At 62.0% G+C, this 16,280-nt stretch carries 18 protein-coding genes; 10 read left to right on the top strand and 8 right to left on the bottom strand.

What is annotated here, in order from left to right; translation table 11 throughout:
- Positions 1-11: 11 nt before the first annotated feature.
- Entirely contained in the window at positions 12-167 is a 156-nt protein-coding gene (locus tag ACFWEM_RS11260; protein ID WP_003942131.1) for a hypothetical protein, read from the bottom strand.
- Between the two features lie 263 nt (positions 168-430).
- Between ACFWEM_RS11260 and ACFWEM_RS11255 the strand changes: the two genes are divergently transcribed.
- Positions 431-1,480 (top strand): biotin/lipoate A/B protein ligase family protein, encoded by a 1,050-nt coding sequence (locus ACFWEM_RS11255; protein WP_378533542.1) that lies wholly within the window; start codon positions 431-433, stop codon positions 1,478-1,480.
- Positions 1,481-1,533: 53 nt separating this feature from the next.
- On the opposite strand, the gene ACFWEM_RS11250 is transcribed toward ACFWEM_RS11255, so the two are convergent.
- Both ACFWEM_RS11250 and ACFWEM_RS11245 read right to left on the bottom strand, forming a co-directional pair.
- Positions 1,534-2,694 carry a hypothetical protein gene (locus ACFWEM_RS11250; RefSeq protein ID WP_030535582.1) on the bottom strand — a complete coding sequence of 387 codons (1,161 nt, stop codon included), beginning with the start codon at positions 2,692-2,694 and terminating at the stop codon, positions 1,534-1,536.
- Entirely contained in the window at positions 2,694-3,641 is a 948-nt protein-coding gene (locus tag ACFWEM_RS11245) for a metal-dependent hydrolase (RefSeq protein WP_378533541.1), read from the bottom strand. The genes ACFWEM_RS11250 and ACFWEM_RS11245 overlap by 1 nt, the downstream gene beginning before the upstream one ends.
- A gap of 225 nt (positions 3,642-3,866) precedes the next feature.
- Here ACFWEM_RS11245 and ACFWEM_RS11240 point away from each other — a divergent pair, with 225 nt between their 5' ends.
- Positions 3,867-4,538: a TetR/AcrR family transcriptional regulator gene (locus tag ACFWEM_RS11240; RefSeq protein ID WP_378533539.1), complete on the top strand. Its 672-nt coding sequence runs from the start codon at positions 3,867-3,869 to the stop codon at positions 4,536-4,538.
- On the opposite strand, the gene ACFWEM_RS11235 is transcribed toward ACFWEM_RS11240, so the two are convergent.
- Both ACFWEM_RS11235 and ACFWEM_RS11230 read right to left on the bottom strand, forming a co-directional pair.
- Positions 4,489-5,223 carry an energy-coupling factor transporter transmembrane component T family protein gene (locus ACFWEM_RS11235; protein WP_378533537.1) on the bottom strand — a complete coding sequence of 245 codons (735 nt, stop codon included), beginning with the start codon at positions 5,221-5,223 and terminating at the stop codon, positions 4,489-4,491. The genes ACFWEM_RS11240 and ACFWEM_RS11235 overlap by 50 nt on opposite strands.
- The gene (locus tag ACFWEM_RS11230) at positions 5,220-7,259 is read right to left on the bottom strand and encodes an ATP-binding cassette domain-containing protein (protein ID WP_378533535.1); all 2,040 of its coding nucleotides are present in this window, start codon (positions 7,257-7,259) and stop codon (positions 5,220-5,222) included. Before ACFWEM_RS11230 ends, ACFWEM_RS11235 begins: the two co-directional genes overlap by 4 nt.
- A gap of 102 nt (positions 7,260-7,361) precedes the next feature.
- Between ACFWEM_RS11230 and dapB the strand changes: the two genes are divergently transcribed.
- Both dapB and ACFWEM_RS11220 read left to right on the top strand, forming a co-directional pair.
- Positions 7,362-8,126, top strand: coding sequence for a 4-hydroxy-tetrahydrodipicolinate reductase (gene dapB, locus ACFWEM_RS11225; RefSeq protein WP_378533533.1), 765 nt, complete (start codon positions 7,362-7,364; stop codon positions 8,124-8,126).
- Positions 8,123-8,587, top strand: coding sequence for a hypothetical protein (locus ACFWEM_RS11220; protein ID WP_283303888.1), 465 nt, complete (start codon positions 8,123-8,125; stop codon positions 8,585-8,587). Before dapB ends, ACFWEM_RS11220 begins: the two co-directional genes overlap by 4 nt.
- Positions 8,588-8,621: 34 nt before the next feature.
- Here the strand turns inward: ACFWEM_RS11220 and ACFWEM_RS11215 are convergent, their stop codons facing one another.
- Both ACFWEM_RS11215 and ACFWEM_RS11210 read right to left on the bottom strand, forming a co-directional pair.
- Positions 8,622-9,278, bottom strand: coding sequence for a DUF3105 domain-containing protein (locus tag ACFWEM_RS11215; RefSeq protein ID WP_378533531.1), 657 nt, complete (start codon positions 9,276-9,278; stop codon positions 8,622-8,624).
- A gap of 48 nt (positions 9,279-9,326) precedes the next feature.
- Complete coding sequence (locus ACFWEM_RS11210; protein WP_378533529.1) at positions 9,327-10,286, bottom strand: hypothetical protein; 960 nt, start codon at positions 10,284-10,286, stop codon at positions 9,327-9,329.
- A gap of 204 nt (positions 10,287-10,490) precedes the next feature.
- Here ACFWEM_RS11210 and ACFWEM_RS11205 point away from each other — a divergent pair, with 204 nt between their 5' ends.
- Positions 10,491-10,907: a DUF1801 domain-containing protein gene (locus ACFWEM_RS11205; protein ID WP_378449842.1), complete on the top strand. Its 417-nt coding sequence runs from the start codon at positions 10,491-10,493 to the stop codon at positions 10,905-10,907.
- Positions 10,908-10,914: 7 nt separating this feature from the next.
- Here ACFWEM_RS11205 and ACFWEM_RS11200 read toward each other — a convergent pair whose 3' ends face one another.
- Positions 10,915-12,072 (bottom strand): isochorismate synthase MenF, encoded by a 1,158-nt coding sequence (locus ACFWEM_RS11200; RefSeq protein ID WP_378533526.1) that lies wholly within the window; start codon positions 12,070-12,072, stop codon positions 10,915-10,917.
- Between the two features lie 200 nt (positions 12,073-12,272).
- On the opposite strand from ACFWEM_RS11200, the gene ACFWEM_RS11195 reads away from it, so the two are divergent.
- From ACFWEM_RS11195 to ACFWEM_RS11175, 5 genes are read left to right on the top strand one after another with little or no spacing between them, the layout of a single operon-like run.
- Positions 12,273-12,503, top strand: coding sequence for a phosphopantetheine-binding protein (locus ACFWEM_RS11195; protein WP_003942230.1), 231 nt, complete (start codon positions 12,273-12,275; stop codon positions 12,501-12,503).
- Positions 12,491-13,291, top strand: coding sequence for a 2,3-dihydro-2,3-dihydroxybenzoate dehydrogenase (locus ACFWEM_RS11190; RefSeq protein WP_378533524.1), 801 nt, complete (start codon positions 12,491-12,493; stop codon positions 13,289-13,291). Before ACFWEM_RS11195 ends, ACFWEM_RS11190 begins: the two co-directional genes overlap by 13 nt.
- Before the next feature lie 41 nt (positions 13,292-13,332).
- Entirely contained in the window at positions 13,333-14,997 is a 1,665-nt protein-coding gene (locus tag ACFWEM_RS11185; RefSeq protein WP_378533522.1) for a (2,3-dihydroxybenzoyl)adenylate synthase, read from the top strand.
- Between the two features lie 36 nt (positions 14,998-15,033).
- Positions 15,034-15,681, top strand: a complete 648-nt coding sequence (locus ACFWEM_RS11180) for an isochorismatase family protein (RefSeq protein ID WP_378449838.1) — start codon at positions 15,034-15,036, stop codon at positions 15,679-15,681.
- A gap of 46 nt (positions 15,682-15,727) precedes the next feature.
- On the top strand, positions 15,728-16,180 hold the full coding sequence (locus tag ACFWEM_RS11175; RefSeq protein ID WP_378533520.1) for a flavodoxin family protein: 453 nt from the start codon (positions 15,728-15,730) through the stop codon (positions 16,178-16,180).
- Positions 16,181-16,280: the final 100 nt, after the last annotated feature.

The following is a 16,280-nucleotide window of genomic DNA, read 5'->3' as shown; positions in this document are numbered from 1 at the left end:
GTGGTCGCTCGTCAGTCCAAAGACGCGCAGGCAGTGCACCACGGTCGGCCGTCGACTCCGGGGGCACGATGGGACACTGCGATGCGCGCGGCCAAAATGCAGCTTTCGTTGTCGTGATAGACGTCGAGATCCGAAGGAACCGTCGAGTGGAACGCCGGGACCTTCATGTCTACCTCCGTTGTGACTTGCCAGGGAGTTGGCTCGTTGCGGTAATCCTCCCACCCCAGAGATCATCTCGCCTGTCGGCAGAAGCGGGAGTCAAGGCAGGGGCCGACACGTGCGGTCCCGTCCTCGCGATTGTGCAGCCCCGCAGCGACTTACAGGTGTGAGTGATTGGTCGTCTTGCCGGCCTAACAGATGCGCACTGCGTGCGCGGTGTGATCTTCGACGGCGCTCACCGCAGAGAATCCCGCAGGGATAGGCTGGACGGATGCGTGGAGAGTACAAGGTTCCTGGTGGAAAACTGGTCGCGGTCGACGTCGAGGTGGCGGACGGTCGGCTGGCCGAAGTCGCAGTCTCGGGGGACTTCTTCCTCGAGCCCGACAGCGCGCTCGACGACATCAACGCGGCGTTGCGCGGAATGCCCGCCGACTCGGATGCAGAACAGTTGGCGCATGCCATCTCCACTGCGCTCGACGAGTCCGTCTCGATGATCGGCTTCACGCCGCAGTCGGTCGGCATCGCGATCCGGCGCGCACTCGGCCACGCCACGAGCTGGGCGGATCACACGTTCGACCTCATCCCGCCGGTGGTTCTCGATCCCGCGATGCACGTCGCGCTGGACGAGGTCATCGCGCGTGAGGTCGCATCGGGTGAGCGTCCGCCGACATTGCGTTTCTGGGACTGGGACTCGCCCTTGGTCGTGATCGGATCGTTCCAGTCCGTGCGTAACGAGGTCGACTCCGAGGCGGCTGCGCGGCACGGCATCGGGGTGGTGCGCCGAATCTCCGGTGGCGGCGCGATGTTCATGGAACCGGGCAACTGCATCACGTACTCGTTGGCAGTACCGGCGTCGTTGGTCGAGGGATTGAGTTTCGAGCAGTCCTACGCGTTTCTCGATCAGTGGGTCATGGGAGCGCTTGCCGAGGTCGGTATCAACGCTCGGTATGTGCCGCTCAACGACATCGCCTCGGACAAGGGCAAGATCGCCGGCGCCGCTCAGAAGCGATTCGCGTCCGGCACCGTGCTCCATCACGTGACCATGGCCTACGACATCGACGCTGAGAAGATGACGCAGGTGTTGCGAATCGGACGAGAAAAGATGTCGGACAAGGGAACCAAGAGTGCGGCCAAGCGCGTCGATCCGCTGCGTTCGCAGACCGGAATGACGCGTGCAGCAATCCTGGAGTCGTTTGCGCAGCACTTCCGAGGTCAATACGACACCCACGACAGCGATTACACGGACTCGGAGTTGGAGCAGGCGCGCAAGCTGGTGGAGACGAAATTCAGAACCGAAGAGTGGACTCACCGCGTCCCGTGACGCCGTGAAACCGAGAAACCGGGACGAGACCCGAGCGGTCTCGTCCCGGTCGCCTAGGTAGCCGGAGTCGCTGAGTTTGCCCCGAGGAGCTCGGCGTCGGCCGTCCCGGAGTTCCGCTTCGGAATGGTGAAAGTTGCGCTCACGCACAGGATTGCGATGACGAAGCACGCCACTGTGTACCAGAGGTTCCCGATGGGATCTCCCGCGCTGGTGGAACCGTCGACCGCGTCGAAGAAGTCGGGAAGCGCACTCGCCCACAGGACGGCCATGACAACCAGGTACACCACGCTGTAGATCTGCACGAACCTGTTGGTGTGTGCAGGAGTGTTCGATTCTGCCGAGCGCAGGTGCGTCCATTGGCGGACGAGAACCACGATCGCGACCACTGTGAGGACTGCAAGTTCAGCGGCGTAGAGGAACCCACGAACGGTGTCACTGCCCATCCCGAAGACCGTCGCCGGGAGCGGGAGGATGAACGTACCCAGCGAGGCCAGCAGGCCGATCACGATGGTGCGCCATACCAACTGAAGCCCGGAGAAGTGCTTGCCGGCATCGACGTGCCGTCCGACGAAGTACTGGACGCAGAATGCCAGCGACATGGGCCACAGCGCGGCGAAGACGACCACGCTGGGCAGTGGAACCGCGTCGAACATGGGTTGGTTGATCGGGTTCGACGTCGACCACTCCCACCACCGCAACTGGGGTCCGAGGTGATCGAAGATTTCGTAGAACGCATGGTGGACGAAGCCGACGCAGACTGCGCCCAGTAGTGGACCGTATTTGCGGAAAACGCCCAGCATTCTGACTATTTCGAAGGCCAACGTCGCCATCAGTGGATAGATGGCAACGATGTACAGCGGCAGTCGACCCCACATGAAGTCGACGGTGAACACGTTGTGCGCGAACATCGTGTCCACTTGTTCTTCGATGCCGAACGCCGCCGGGAAGTACAGCGGAGGCTCGATGATGAACAGGTAGGCGGTGGCGCCGAACCAGAGAACCAGATTGGTGGGGTCGCCGTTGCGGCGCAACCGCACGATCGCCAGGACCAGTGCGAGCACCGAGCCGACGATGATGGTCCATTCGAGGACGGGCAGGGTCCAGTTCTCCAGCGCCGCCGGGTTACGGAACTCGACGAGTCCACCTGCTTCCTGACAGGAGAAACCGAGTTCTGTTGCGAGCTGGGAGAACGTAGGGGAGCAGTGTTCTGCCATCAGTTGGCCCCTGACGTGATCGACTCGGCTTGTGCCTGAGCTTCGGCGGTGTACCAGCGTGTGCAGTCGTAGCCGTCGTCGTAACGCTTGAACCACTGGTCGGCCAGTGCGGGGAGTTTCTCGTGATCCGGGTTGTGATTGGGCATCTGGCTGCGGAAGACACCGCCGAGCGCGACGAGTTGTTCGCCGAGTTGTAGGTGATCGAAAGCGCGGGGCATGGTGCCCTTGGTCAGGTAGGGCGCAAACGACGTCAGAATCTTCTGCTTGGTGCGGTGGGTGGCGAACATCGACAGTGAGTCCACTTGACGCTCGGAGAGCGGAACGTGCTGGTTGAAGCCTGCGCAGGCGATACGAATCACCTTCATCACGTGCGCGAAGATCGACGGCGCCATCCGCATCCGGTAAAGCTCGCTTCCGACAACGGAATTGAAGATGATCAGAGCCGAGCTACGATGCTCGACCTCCTCGACGAAGTGCCAGATGAACAGCGACGCGACGCGGTCGTCTCCGGGGCGGAACAAGGTCGCCTCGTTGTCGAGCATCAGTTTGAACACCGGTGTGAAGGTCGCCTCCAGATCTGCGGTGTACGCGAGCCGGTAGTTCAACGAGGTCGCCTCGGTGAGCAGATCGAATTCACCGATCACGGCGTCGAGCGTGTTCTGTAGTCCGGGATAGCGCCGGATCAGAGCCTTCACATGCTGGCGGTGCGCGGTCGAGTGATGGCCTTCTTGCCGCATGAATGCCACGGCTTCCTCGGCAACCTCCGGATCGCTGATCCTCGACTTGGTCTGCATGATCATCTTCACGATCATCTTCTCGAAACCGATGGCCAGGAACGAGACCGCGTTGGACATGCTCGACCAGGCCGGGTTCTCCGGGTTCCACAGGAAGGGAACGTCATGATCCTCGAATCCGAAATCCATCTTTCGGGGCTGAAGGTTGGTCACTTGTCGAACCTCGTCTTTCGGAGGGGCTGGTCAGGTGGCCGCTCTGGCACTGGAAGCCACGTGTGGCGGTAATCATACATATCGGTGTGCAGTTGTATGTTCACTTTCGCCGACGGAGGGAAATTCAAGCGGTCCGGATGCAAATCTCGCCTGTGTTAGCCTGTGGCTCTTGGACTTCGAGCGCAAAGACATGGTTCGAGCCTCGTTCGAGCGAGGAAGTGGGCAGTGGCACGAAGGCGTGGGTGGGGCGGCAATCCACCGGACAGTGACGAAGATGCGTCTCGTCGCATTATCGAGGCCGCGGTCGAGCTGATCGGACGGACGAGTTCGGAAATCAGTATCGGCGACGTCGCCGAGTCACTGGGCGTGATCCGGCAGACCGTGTATCGATACTTTCCCAGCGCCGACGCTCTGATGAGGGCAGCTGCGATCGCGTCGGTCGACGGCTATCTCGATCGACTGACCACGCACGTGAGCGGCATCGAAGACCCCGTCGAGGCGATGACCGAGGGTGTCGTCTACACCCTGACCCAGGTCCACCGAACGCCCCATCTCGGCATTCTGCTCACAAGCACGAATTCGAGTCTTCATCCCGAAGGTCTGACCTCTCAGGAGGCGCAGGCCTTCGGAATGGCGATGATCACCCGCTTCGACGTGGACTGGCTGAGTTACGGATACGACGACGCATCACTTCAGGAACTGGTCGAATACGTCCTGCGGACTATGCAGTCGTTTTTCCTCGCGCCCGGCGATCCGAAGCGGAGTGACGAGGAACTGCGGCGATACTTACGACGCTGGATGGGTTCCGCGATCATCGCGCAGTCGGGTTCGATGAGAAGTGACCCGGTCAGCGCAGAGTTATCGTCAAAGCGACCGCGCACGCGCACGCAACAATGACGACGACCAAGGCGAACAGGTCGGCCAGCTGAGGGCGCTTGGGGTACGCCGCGATCAATCCGGTGCCCCCGCGAGCGGAGATCGCTTCGCCCATTTCGGCAGATCGCCGAATTGCCACCGACATGGTTGTGGTGATCAGGTCGACTATCGAGTTGTCGGCAGCGCTGTTCACCACAGCTTTCGGGCGCAGTCGCCGTGCCGCAACGAGAGTGAGCATTTCGTCGATCAACAGCGGAAGCGAACGAATGCAGAGGGCTGTCGCGATCGCCCATTCGTCGACGGGAATCTTGAAGAATCGAAGCGGTCGGCCCAGAGTGGCCAGGGCAGGGGCCACATCGCTCATCGATGTCGTCCACGCCAACATCAGTGAGACACAGAGCAATACAAGGCCGAAGGTCACGGCTTGCAGGTACAGGAACACCGCGTCGAGGCCGATCGGAAGGTTGATCAATGCGCCGAGCAGAACAAGCGCCCACAGCCACCACGGAGGGTGGGGAACTGCTGTCGGGGGAATGCGTCCGATCACCGCGGTCAGCAGCAGCAGTCCGAGCACGACGCCGATCGTCGGCCAGGACGGTGTCACAACCACCACGATGCTAACGAGTACGACGGCCACGATCTTCGTTCCGGCCCACAGTCGATGGACCGGAGAAGAAGTCGGAACTTCACGCAGGAGGGTGGTCACGTTGTCGATCCTTCCAAAGCTGCGCCGGCGGCCGGATCGAGTATGCGACCCTGCGACAGTCGTATCGTTCTGCTGCACACGGCATCCATGCCGTCGACGTCGTGGGAGATGACGACAACTGCGGTTCCGTTCCGACGAATCCACCGGAGTACGTTCAGGATTTCGTGGCGGCCGGGCGGATCGAGACCGGCGAGAGGTTCGTCGAGAATAAGCACTCGGGGTTGGCGGACGAGGAGACCGGCCAGCACGACGCGTCGCATCTGCCCGCCGCTCAACTCGTCGATACTGCGGCCGGCGATGTGACGGTCGAGTCCGACGGCGTCGAGCGCCCAGGACACTTGTACGGATCCGATCTCCGGACCACCGGCGGCCTCGATGTCTTCGGCGACGGTTCGGCGTTGCAATTGCAGCCGCGAATGTTGGAACGTGAGCCCGACGGTGCCTAGTTGGCGCGAGACAGGTTTGCCGTCGAAGACTGCGGTTCCCTTGCTCGGTGTGATCAGGCCGGCCATGATCCAGGCCAGAGTCGATTTACCGGAACCGTTGCCGCCCAGGATCAGTAGCCCGTCCCCGTCGCCGATGGTCAGGTTCACCTCCGACAGTGCACGTCTCGACCACGGAGTCCGGTCGTTATAGGTGTGCGTCACATCGGTGAGTTGGAGGACCGTGCGAGTGCCGGCCGGCCAAGGCGCGGCGGGCGGACCTGCAAACGTCGACGTCATCCAACCGGGTTGGTGGTCGATCTGCCGTCCGCGTTGCAGTTGAATCACCCGATCTGCCGCGCGGGTGTCGGCGTGGTGATGGGTCACGAGTACCACGGCCATGGGATGGCGTCGTGGAAGTTCGGCGAGGAGTGCGACCAATTCCTCCCGGCCGGCCTGATCGACCATCGCGGTGGCTTCGTCCGCGATCAGGAGAGCGGGGCGCCGCGCCAGAGCGGCAGCAACCGCCAGACGTTGCATCTCGCCACCGGAGAGCCCCGAGGTCTCGCGCATACCCATGCCGGCGAGCCCTACTTCAGTGAGCAGTGCATCGACGTCGGGATGTGACTCTGGGGGGAGCCCCCAGACGACGTCGTCCGCGACGCGGGTTCCGAGGATCTGGCTCTCCGGTCGTTGCAGGACGATGGCGGTTCCGCCCTGTCGGCCGAGGCCGGCGGACCCGGGTCTCGTCAGGGCCCCGACAGTCGGGGCGCGACCGGCGAGCAACCGGGTGAGTGTGGACTTGCCCGAGCCGTTGTGGCCGACGACAGTGACGAACTCTCCGCGTCGGACGGTGAAGTTGACATCCACGAGGGCTGGCGTCGATGCACCCGGATAGGTGAAGCCCACGTGATCGAAAGTCACCGGCAACGGATCGATCGGACGGTCGTCGGGTGTTGTTTCGAGAGGGTCGGACGAGGGGAGTGCAGCCAATCGATCGAGGACGGCGCCGAGGACAAAATAGGAGACGACGGTGCTCAGGACGATCCCGGAGATGATCGACGCGGCGATCCACAACCACCAGTAATCGATGATCGAGCCGATGCTGTTCTCGATCCACTCGGCTGCCCCGACCAGCGAAGGTGCACGCTTCAAGATTGTGGCCACACCCAGCGCGGTGTTCTCGAGCGAGTTCAGGAACAAGTTGCGCAGGGGCGCGAGAACAAGCAACAAGACTATGGAGAACAACGCCAGCGCCGGCCCGATGACAAATGACGACAGCAATGCGGAGATGAAGCCGAGACCACGCCGCTTGACCGTGCCGATGATTCCGCCGAGTAGGGCGCACAGTGCCACCGCCCATGCCGATCCCGAACCGGCGGCGACAAAGGCGACCGCAGTAGCCGACACTCCGGCCGTCACTACTGCACGGACCCGAAAGCGCTGGGCAACAATTCCCATCGGAACCGCAGCCACGAGGTTGAGGGCGCTGGCCATGGGGATGACCGTGGCGATTACGGACAACGCGACCGTGAATCCAGCCATGACGGCACCCGTTGCCAACTCGAGTGGTCGAAGGCTGCCGGTTTCGCGGACTTGCGGACGGTTGCTCACCACGTCCAGTGTGCCAGTGGTGACATAACTCCTGCCCGACTGATGGTGAGCGCATCAGCGCGATTGCGTAGGCTTCACCTCAAACAATGCATCGGACGGAGCGTGGAAGACGTGAGTGCAGCACCCATCAGGGTCGGGGTTCTGGGAGCCAAGGGCAAGGTCGGTCGAGCGATCTGCGAGGCAGTGGAAGCTGCTCCCGATCTGGAACTTGTTGCGCAGGTCGACACCGGTGATCGCATCGAGACGTTCGTCGACGCCCGCACTCAGGTAGTGGTCGACTTCACTCACCCCGACGTCGTCATGGGAAATCTGGAATTCCTCGTGGCCAACGGAATTCACGCTGTGATCGGCACCACCGGTTTCGACGAGTCCCGGCTCGCGACTGTGCAGTCCTGGCTCGACGCCCAGCCGGCAACGGGTGTTCTGATCGCGCCCAACTTCGCCATCGGTGCGGTGCTGTTGATGCGTTTCTCGGCCGCGGCGGCGCGCTTCTTCGATTCCGTCGAGGTCATCGAACTTCACCATCCCAACAAGGCCGACGCGCCTTCGGGCACCGCATACAGAACGGCCGCCATGATTGCCGAGGCTCGCGCGGAAGCAGGCGTTGGACGCAGTCCTGACGCCACCACGACCGAACTCGAGGGTGCGCGCGGAGCCGACGTCGACGGCGTCCGGGTTCACTCCGTGCGCATGGCCGGCCTGGTTGCGCATCAGGAAGTCATTCTCGGAACGCAGGGCGAGACGCTGACCATTCGGCACGACTCCATCGATCGGAATTCGTTCGCGCCGGGCGTTCTGCTCGGTGTTCGTCAGATCGGTTCGCATCCGGGTCTGACGGTCGGTATCGATTCCTTCCTCGATCTATGAACAAGACCACCCGCACCCTCGCGCTGATCGTTGCGATCTGTATCGCGCTCGCGGTGTACTTCGTGCTGCTCGGTCAGCGCGGAATCCAGCTCATCCAGGACGGCGGTGGCGCCGCAATCGGTCTCGGGATCGGAGTGCTGATCCTGCCGTTCCTGGGGCTGTGGCTCGTCATCGCCACGCTCCGTGCGGGGTTCACGCACCAGCGTCTCGCGCAGCAGATCCACGACGAGGGCCTCACGGTCGACGCCTCTTCGCTTCCGAAATTGCCTTCGGGTCGGATCGAGCGAGCGGCCGCCGACGAGTTGTTCGCTCAGATCAAGGTCGACTGGGAAGCAGATCCGGACAACTGGAAGCAGAACTTCCGACTCGCTCGCGCCTACGACTACGCCGGTGATCGAAGCCGGGCGCGGGAAACCATGCGCCGGGCAGTGGAACTGGAACGTCGTTCGCGAGGCAAGTAGTTTCCTCTGCTGAGACCAGGGGATCGGTGAGGTGCTACCGCTCCGGAACCGTTGTGGGAGAAGACGGATCCGGAGTGGTGGGGTCGAATGGCGGCGGGTTGTTCGGGTCGAAGCTCGTTACCGGCACCGAACACGTCGCGCCCACTTCGGGATACGTGTTCGGATTGACCCGCAATGCCGAGACGAATTGATCGATGCGAGCGTCCTCGGCGTTGTCGAGCTTGAGTTGACGGCCCCATGACTGCAGCGAGATCGGCGAATCCAGGGTCGGGTACGGCGACATCAGTGTGTAGCTCATGCCCTCGACTCGCTGCGCCAAGCGGGTCTGATCCTCGCCCGAGACGAGGTCGGGGTTGTACGTGATCCACACAGCTCCGTGTTCGAGAGAATGAACCGCATTCTCGGTCCGAATCGCTTGCGGATAAACAACTCCGGTGCAGTTTGCCCAGACCGAATCATGACGGCCGCCGAAAGGCGGTGAATGCGTGTACGCCACACGTTCGTTCGGGCGTACGTGTTGAGCGGCTGGGTAATCGACCGCGACAACTCCGTCGATGGCTTCGGACGGATCCGGGTTGTCGACGCTCGGAACAAACGCATCCGGACGAGGTTTTCCTTCGACGGAATTCGCGCACGAAGCCAGCGCGAGAACTGCCGCGATCGCCACTGTCGCTCGAAGTTGTTTGTTCACTCGGTCATGATAGCGGCGTCCGATCGCTTTCCCTGGGACGTGAATCGACTACGAGCCGAGAGAGCCGCTCGCACCGCCCGACAGTGCGATGTCACTGGCACCGCGAAGAATTCGCAGCGGCGGCAACGGCCCTTTGTATGCCTCGGAACCGCTGATCAGATCACCCGCAGCGTCGAACGCGATCGCTTCACCTTGTGGCTCGTCGGGAAGGGGAACACGAATCGGTTTGGTGGTCAACGCTTTCACGACATCACCATCGGGAGCTGAATACAGGTAGACGTCCGTGTACGTGCGAAGCCCTACCACCGTGCCGTCCTTGCTCACAGCGCCGCCCGTGACGGCCATCGTGCCGGCATGAGGAACCGGCCCACCGGAAGTGAGGGTGGGTGTCAACCTCAGCTGGCCCACTTCGGCCAATATGGTCGGCGACGACGTACTCAGATCTTGAACATGCTGTCGCTCAGCGGTTGTGTAGACGACGCTTGCACCGAAATAGTCCTTGGTGACGATGACGGGAAGCCCGTCGCTCTGGATCAACAGTGTCTCGGCGTCGTGCGCCCCGTCCGGATAAACAAGGGGGTAGGAGGTAGCGGTACCTGAAGTCGGATCGAGTTCGATCAGCCCGATCGACGTTCGTACCGCGTTGTTGTCGCCGATGTCTGCCAGCCACAGATGGCCGTCAGGAGTCGACGAGAGATCCTCGACATCGACGCGAGGAGTGCCCACATTGATCCAGCGCTGAACGTGACAGTTCGAATCGAGTTCGGCGACGCGATCGTCAGAGCCGCTGTCGCCGATTGCGTACACCCCGGCCGCGGTGACGGTGAGTCCGGACAGCTCGGACAGGCCCGCATCGATGGGTGTGCACAGTGCGTCGAAGACGCGCGAGGCCTGGTGCGCCGCCGCCGGAGCAGCGTGAACGCCGACGATTGCGGCGGCGAGAGCAACCGAGCCGGCAGCCGCGGAGATCGAATGGGCAAGCGCGCGATTCCACATCACAATTTCCACATCACAATGGAGTCCTTCTTGCCGAAAATCGGGACTTAGTACCCAGACAATACTGGACGTCCGTCTCGGTTTGTCAGAAAGAGCAAGAAATGGTCTACGCCTCGACGTCGTGATGCGTCAGTGGTTCGCCGAATGAATGTGGGTGCCGGAGGGGATACTCGACTCACCGGCGATCGGCGACAACGAGCAGGAAGTGACGAAGCGATGGCGAAGAGTGATCCCGAAAAGCAGAGTGATCCCGAAAAGCAAGGCGCAGACTCCCCGTCTCAGTTGATCGACAAGCGAATCGAGGAACTCGGAGATTGGCGGGGCGAAACGCTCTCGCGGATACGCACTCTGATCAAAGAGGCGGATCCGGATGTAGTGGAGGAATGGAAGTGGCGAGGAGTCCCGGTGTGGTACCACGCCGGAATGATCTGTACCGGTGAGACTTACAAGAGCGCAGTCAAGGTGACTTTTGCCAAAGGCGCATCACTCGAGGACGCCTCAGGTCTCTTCAACTCCAGCCTCGAGGGCAACACGAGGCGGGCGATCGACTTTCACGAGGGCGAAGCCGTCAACGAAAAGGCGTTCAAGGCACTCGTTCACGCCGCGATTGCCCTGAACACCTCGAAAAAGTGACTCCCAGTCAGAGCTGATGTTCAGCGAGGTCGAACGCGCTGAGTAACGTGCGGAATTTTGTACTGGTCTCTCGCAGTTCGGTTTCAGGATCGGAAGAAGCGACGATGCCGCCGCCGGCGTACGCCCGCGCGGACAGACCGTCTGCGGCGATCTCGGCGCAACGAATGGCTACCATCCACTCGCCGTCTCCGGTGCGGTCGCACCAGCCGATCGCACCGGCATAGAACCCGCGATCGCCCTCGGTTGCGGTGATGTGCTCGCGCGCAGCGTTTGTCGGTGTTCCGCAGACAGCGGGAGTCGGGTGCAGCGCCATTGCCAGTTCGAGAGAGGTCAGGCTCGGGTCGGTCAGGACGCCTTCGATCTTGGTCCCGAGGTGCCACAGTTGCGGTGTCCGAAGCAGTTCCGGAGCACTGGGTGCACTGAATGACGTGCACAGCGGTCCGAGTATCGCGCTGATGGAATCGACGACAAAAGCGTGTTCGGTGAGATCTTTGGTCGAAGCGCGGAGTTGCTCGGCGTTCGCCTCGTCCTGATCCGCATTCGGATGCCGTGCAATCGAGCCCGCCAACGGGTGGCAGGTGACGATGTCGCCTCGCCGTTCGATCAGAACTTCTGGTGTCGAGCCGACCAGCGAACGTCCGCGGTACCCGCCACCGGCGGGGGACAGGTCGACGCAGAAGCCGTTGTGCGCGTGGTCGAGTGCAATCAATTTCTCGGCCAGAGCGGAGGGGGAGATCGCGGACTCGGCTTCGATTTTCAGCGAGCGTGCGAGGACAACTTTGTCGAGTTCGCCTGCTCGCAGACGGGCGATGGCGCTGCGGACCCTGTCGGTGTGGATCTGTGGACTCGGTTCGAATCCTGCTACCCGCGAAGAGGGGAGTACCGGAACGTTCGAGTGATATAGATCACCGCGGACTCGCGTGAAACTCAGCGGCGCAGTGAGGGCGGACGGTGTCTCCGGGGAGAAGGGCAGGGCGCCGACGACCGAGTCGATACGCCCCGTTTTGAGGGCTTCAGCCGCGTCGAAGGCCGAGTCGAATTCTTCGACTACTCCCGAAGTGCGGATCGACGTTTCCCTACGTGAGAGCAGGAAAACGGAGTCCGTTCCATCGTCAGTCCGGTTGTTGCGCAACGGGAATTCGGAGACTTCGGCGAGTGCTGACATGGACACCCTTCCAGTTCGACAGGATTGCTTGCTATGTTGAGGCTAGCCTTAGTTCGGACGAATTTGTGTCGCGAGCGTCTGGGTTGTGTACTTCCGTACCGTTATGGTTAGGCTGGCCTAAAGTCAAGGCGTGCGGACGGGGTCGACACGAGGGTGGGTTGGCTCGATCTGAGCGCGTCGACCACTACTCGAGGAGACCGATGAGCAACACCGTGGACCGTGACCAGATCGTGCGCGACGTCGCCGAGGTTCTGTCGATGAGGGCAGAACAACTCGGCGACGACGCGGACCTGGGTGACGAGGGCCTGGACTCGGTTCGTTTGATGACGCTCGTCGAACGGTGGCGAGGAGCGGGCGCGGATGCCGACTTCGCCGAGTTGGCAGAAGAACCCACGATCAATGCCTGGGTTCAGGTTCTGTGCCCGCAGTGAGCGCGCACCGAATCGCCGTGGTCACCGGTGCGGCGGCGGGTATCGGCGCTGCAGTTGCCCGGACTCTTGCGCGCGACGGGTATTCGCTGACGCTTCTTGATCGCGACGACGTCGAATTGAAGCGGGTAGCCGCGGAATTGGCAGAAACCATCACCGATGGCGCCTCGATCGAGTCCCACGTCGTGGACGTGACCGACCGGCAAGCAGTCGATGCAGCAGTGACCTCCACGATGGACACGTACGGCCGGATCGACGCGCTCGCGCACGTCGCCGGAATACTCGACACCGGATCGGTGCTGGACTCTGATCCCGATCAGTGGCGGAAGATCTTCGGCGTCAACGTCTTCGGTTTGCTCAACGTGCTGCAAAGTGTGGGACTGGAAATGCGTCGTCAGCGGACCGGGTCGATCGTGGTGGTCTCGTCCAACGCAGCCGGTGTGCCACGTATCGGGATGGGTGCTTACGGTTCGTCCAAAGCTGCTGCGACGATGTTGGTTCGAACCGCTGGACTGGAGTTGGCCACCGACGGGATTCGTGTCAACGTGGTCGCTCCGGGATCCACCGACACAGCAATGCAGCGTTCGTTGTGGTCGGACCCCTCCGACGATTCGGGTGCCGACGCGGTCATCGAAGGCAATCTGGCGAGCTATCGCCTGGGCATTCCGCTCGGAAAACTGGCCACCGCAGACGATATCGCCGACTCGGTGCACTTCCTGCTGTCCGACCGAGCGGCCCACATCACCATGCAGGCGCTGTACGTCGACGGTGGAGCGACGCTCAAAGCGTGAGACGTATTTGCTGACAGCACTTTCGAAGAGGAGTCACTTGTATGACCTCGAGGATCGCTCGCGAGCCCTTGGCGCCCGTCGCACAGTATCCGCCCGAATTGGTGACGCACTATCGGGAACGAGGCTACTGGACGGACGAGACGCTGGCCGGATTCATCACGGATGCGGCCGCACGACATCCCGACAACGAAGCTGTGGTCGGTAGCGATGCCGCTGGAGCAAAAACACGGTTGACGTATTCCGAGCTCGATCGTCGCAGTTCGGCAGTGGCCGGAGGCCTGTTCGCGTTGGGTGTTCGCGCCGGTGATCGTGTGCTCCTGCAGCTACCGAACATCGTGGAATACGTCGAAGCATTGTTCGGTGTGCTGAAGCTCGGCGCACTGCCGGTTTTCGGGTTGCCGGCGCATCGCCGAACCGAAATCGGATACTTCTGCCAGTTCGCTGATGTCGCTGCCTATATCGTGGCCGACTGTCATGGCGGGTTCGACTACCGCGCACTGGCGCGCGAGGTGAACGAAGGCCTCGAGACTCCGCCTGTTGTGATCGTGGCTGGTGATCCCGAAGAGTTTGTCGGTTTCGATTCGTTGCGCGGATACGAGGTTCCCGTTCTTGCCGACGTCGATCCGTTGTCGGTCGCCTTTCTTCAGCTTTCCGGTGGCACGACCGGTGTTCCGAAGCTGATTCCGCGAACGCACGCCGACTACCTCTACTCGGTGCGAGCATCCAACCCGATCTGCGGCGTCGACGACTCCACGCGCATGTTGGTGGTTCTTCCTGCAGCGCATAATTTTCCGATGAGTTCGCCAGGAATCCTGGGTGTTTTCCACGCGGGCGGCTCCGTAGTTCTGGCGCCGGACACCATGCCCTCCACAGCTTTCGGTCTGATCGAATCCGAGCGAGTCACGCACGCGTCTTTGGTACCACCGATCGCGTTGGCCTGGATGGCCGCCCCCAGCAAGGCAGATCACGATCTGTCGAGCTTGCGGGTTCTCGGCGTCGGCGGAGCGAAGTTCAGCGCCGAAGCCGCCGCGCGGGTACCCACGGAGCTGGGCTGCACCCTCCAACAGGTGTTCGGGATGGCCGAGGGGCTGGTCAATTACACCCGCCTCGACGACACACAAGAATTGATCGTCAGCACGCAGGGTCGGCCCATTTCACCCGACGACGAGGTTCGGGTGGTCGACGACGAGGGCGCGCTCGTCGAGCCCGGAACCACGGGGCACCTGCTGACGCGGGGGCCGTACACGATCCGTGGCTACTACCGTGCAGATGCGCACAATGCCGAGGTCTTCGATGCCGAAGGTTTCTACCGCACCGGCGATCTGGTCAGCGTCACCGCCACTGGTCACCTGATAGTCGAGGGGCGTGCAAAGGACCAGATCAACCGCGGCGGTGAGAAGGTTGCAGCGGAGGAGATCGAAAACCACCTGCTCTCGCATCCTGCGGTCCACGACGCGGCCGTCGTGGCTGTTCCCGACGAGTACCTGGGCGAGCGAACGTGTGCAGTCCTGGTGATTTCGGGAGAAGCACCGACTGTCGGCGAGATCAAGCGATACATACGAGGCCGAGGCGTTGCGGCGTACAAGGTTCCGGATCGAGTGGAATTCGTGACCGAGTTCCCCGTCACCGGCGTCGGAAAGACCAGTAAGGCGGCCTTGCGCCGTGTTCTCAGTGAATCGATTGCGGCGCAGACGCTGTCGAGTTGATCGGTTCTCACTCCCACTCTCTCGAGGAGATTTTTCATGGCGCTACCCACCGCAGTCCGATACGAGATGCCTACCGAGTTTCCGCAGAATCGGGTCGACTGGACACTCGATCCTTCCCGGGCGGTGCTGCTTCTGCACGACATGCAGGAGTATTTCGTGAACGCGTACGACCGAAGCGTCGACCCGCTCCAAACCGTGGTTCCGAACATCGACCGCCTTCGTTCGTCGGCGCGAGCTGCCGGGATCCCGATCGTCTACACCGCCCAACCCGGTGATCAAGATCCCGAGGAGCGCGCGTTGCTGTCGGATTTCTGGGGACCGGGGCTGAAGGCAGATCCTGCTCACACCGACGTGATTGCCGAGTTGGCTCCGCATCCGGAGGACGTCATGCTCACTAAATGGCGCTACAGTGCCTTCATCAAGACAGACTTGCGTGAGCGACTGCGCGAGAGTGGGCGTGACCAGCTGATCATCACGGGAATCTATGCCCACATCGGTTGCCTGACTACCGCTTTGGACGGGTTCATGCAAGACGTGCAGATCTTCTTCGTGGGCGACGCGGTCGCCGACTTCTCCCTGGACGAGCATGTCGGTGCACTCGAGTACGCGGCCGGACGCTGCGCCTCGGTCACCCGAACCGATGACCTGGTCAAGGCGATGAGCTCGGAAACGGTTTCGGCGTAGGAGTGAACGGCGACGGGTTCGCCACCCGTCGCCGTATTGTCAGTGTGTGAAGACTTTGTTGGTGGTTCACCACTCGCCCTCGCCGACAACCCACGAATTGTTGGATGCGGTCCTTGCCGGGGCCCGCGATCCCGAGATCGAGGGCGTCGAGGTGAAGGTGATGCCGGCGTTGGCTGCGACAGTGCCCGACGTACTCGCTGCTGACGGATATCTTTTCGGTACCACCGCCAATTTCGGATACATGTCGGGTGCGCTCAAGTACTTCTTCGACACCACGTACTACCAATGCCTCGGCGCGGTTTCGGATCGACCGTACGGCCTGTGGGTTCACGGAAACAACGACACCGCTGGTGCTGTGTCGTCGGTGCGCAAGCTCGCCACCGGGCTCGGATTGGTCGCGGTGGCGGATCCGCTCGAAGTGACTGTGAGCGTGGACAAATCGGTGCGCGATCGTTGTTACGAACTGGGCGGGACCGTCGCGGCAACGTTGATGGACTAGCCCTCACGTTCGTCGTTTCGATTCACGAAAGAACCTGCCCCACAATTTGTTGTGGCTGTGCGTGTCGACCCGCGAGTTCGTCGTGTGCTGTCGGTTCAGC

The organism is Rhodococcus sp. NPDC060176, from assembly GCF_042728675.1.
GTDB lineage: Bacteria > Actinomycetota > Actinomycetes > Mycobacteriales > Mycobacteriaceae > Rhodococcus_F.
Note: the sequence above shows the minus strand (reverse complement) of the source record. Positions and strands in the feature narration are given on the sequence as shown.

Excerpts from the sequence above, each read along its gene's own strand:
- ACFWEM_RS11205 (WP_378449842.1), top strand. The coding sequence starts at position 10,491 with ATGGCGAAGAGTGATCCCGAAAAGCAGAGTGATCCCGAAAAGCAAGGC.
- ACFWEM_RS11255 (WP_378533542.1), top strand. The coding sequence starts at position 431 with ATGCGTGGAGAGTACAAGGTTCCTGGTGGAAAACTGGTCGCGGTCGAC.
- ACFWEM_RS11195 (WP_003942230.1), top strand. The coding sequence starts at position 12,273 with ATGAGCAACACCGTGGACCGTGACCAGATCGTGCGCGACGTCGCCGAG.
- ACFWEM_RS11200 (WP_378533526.1), bottom strand. The coding sequence starts at position 12,072 with ATGTCAGCACTCGCCGAAGTCTCCGAATTCCCGTTGCGCAACAACCGG.
- ACFWEM_RS11260 (WP_003942131.1), bottom strand. The coding sequence starts at position 167 with ATGAAGGTCCCGGCGTTCCACTCGACGGTTCCTTCGGATCTCGACGTC.
- ACFWEM_RS11185 (WP_378533522.1), top strand. The coding sequence starts at position 13,333 with ATGACCTCGAGGATCGCTCGCGAGCCCTTGGCGCCCGTCGCACAGTAT.
- ACFWEM_RS11180 (WP_378449838.1), top strand. The coding sequence starts at position 15,034 with ATGGCGCTACCCACCGCAGTCCGATACGAGATGCCTACCGAGTTTCCG.
- ACFWEM_RS11250 (WP_030535582.1), bottom strand. The coding sequence starts at position 2,694 with ATGGCAGAACACTGCTCCCCTACGTTCTCCCAGCTCGCAACAGAACTC.
- ACFWEM_RS11220 (WP_283303888.1), top strand. The coding sequence starts at position 8,123 with ATGAACAAGACCACCCGCACCCTCGCGCTGATCGTTGCGATCTGTATC.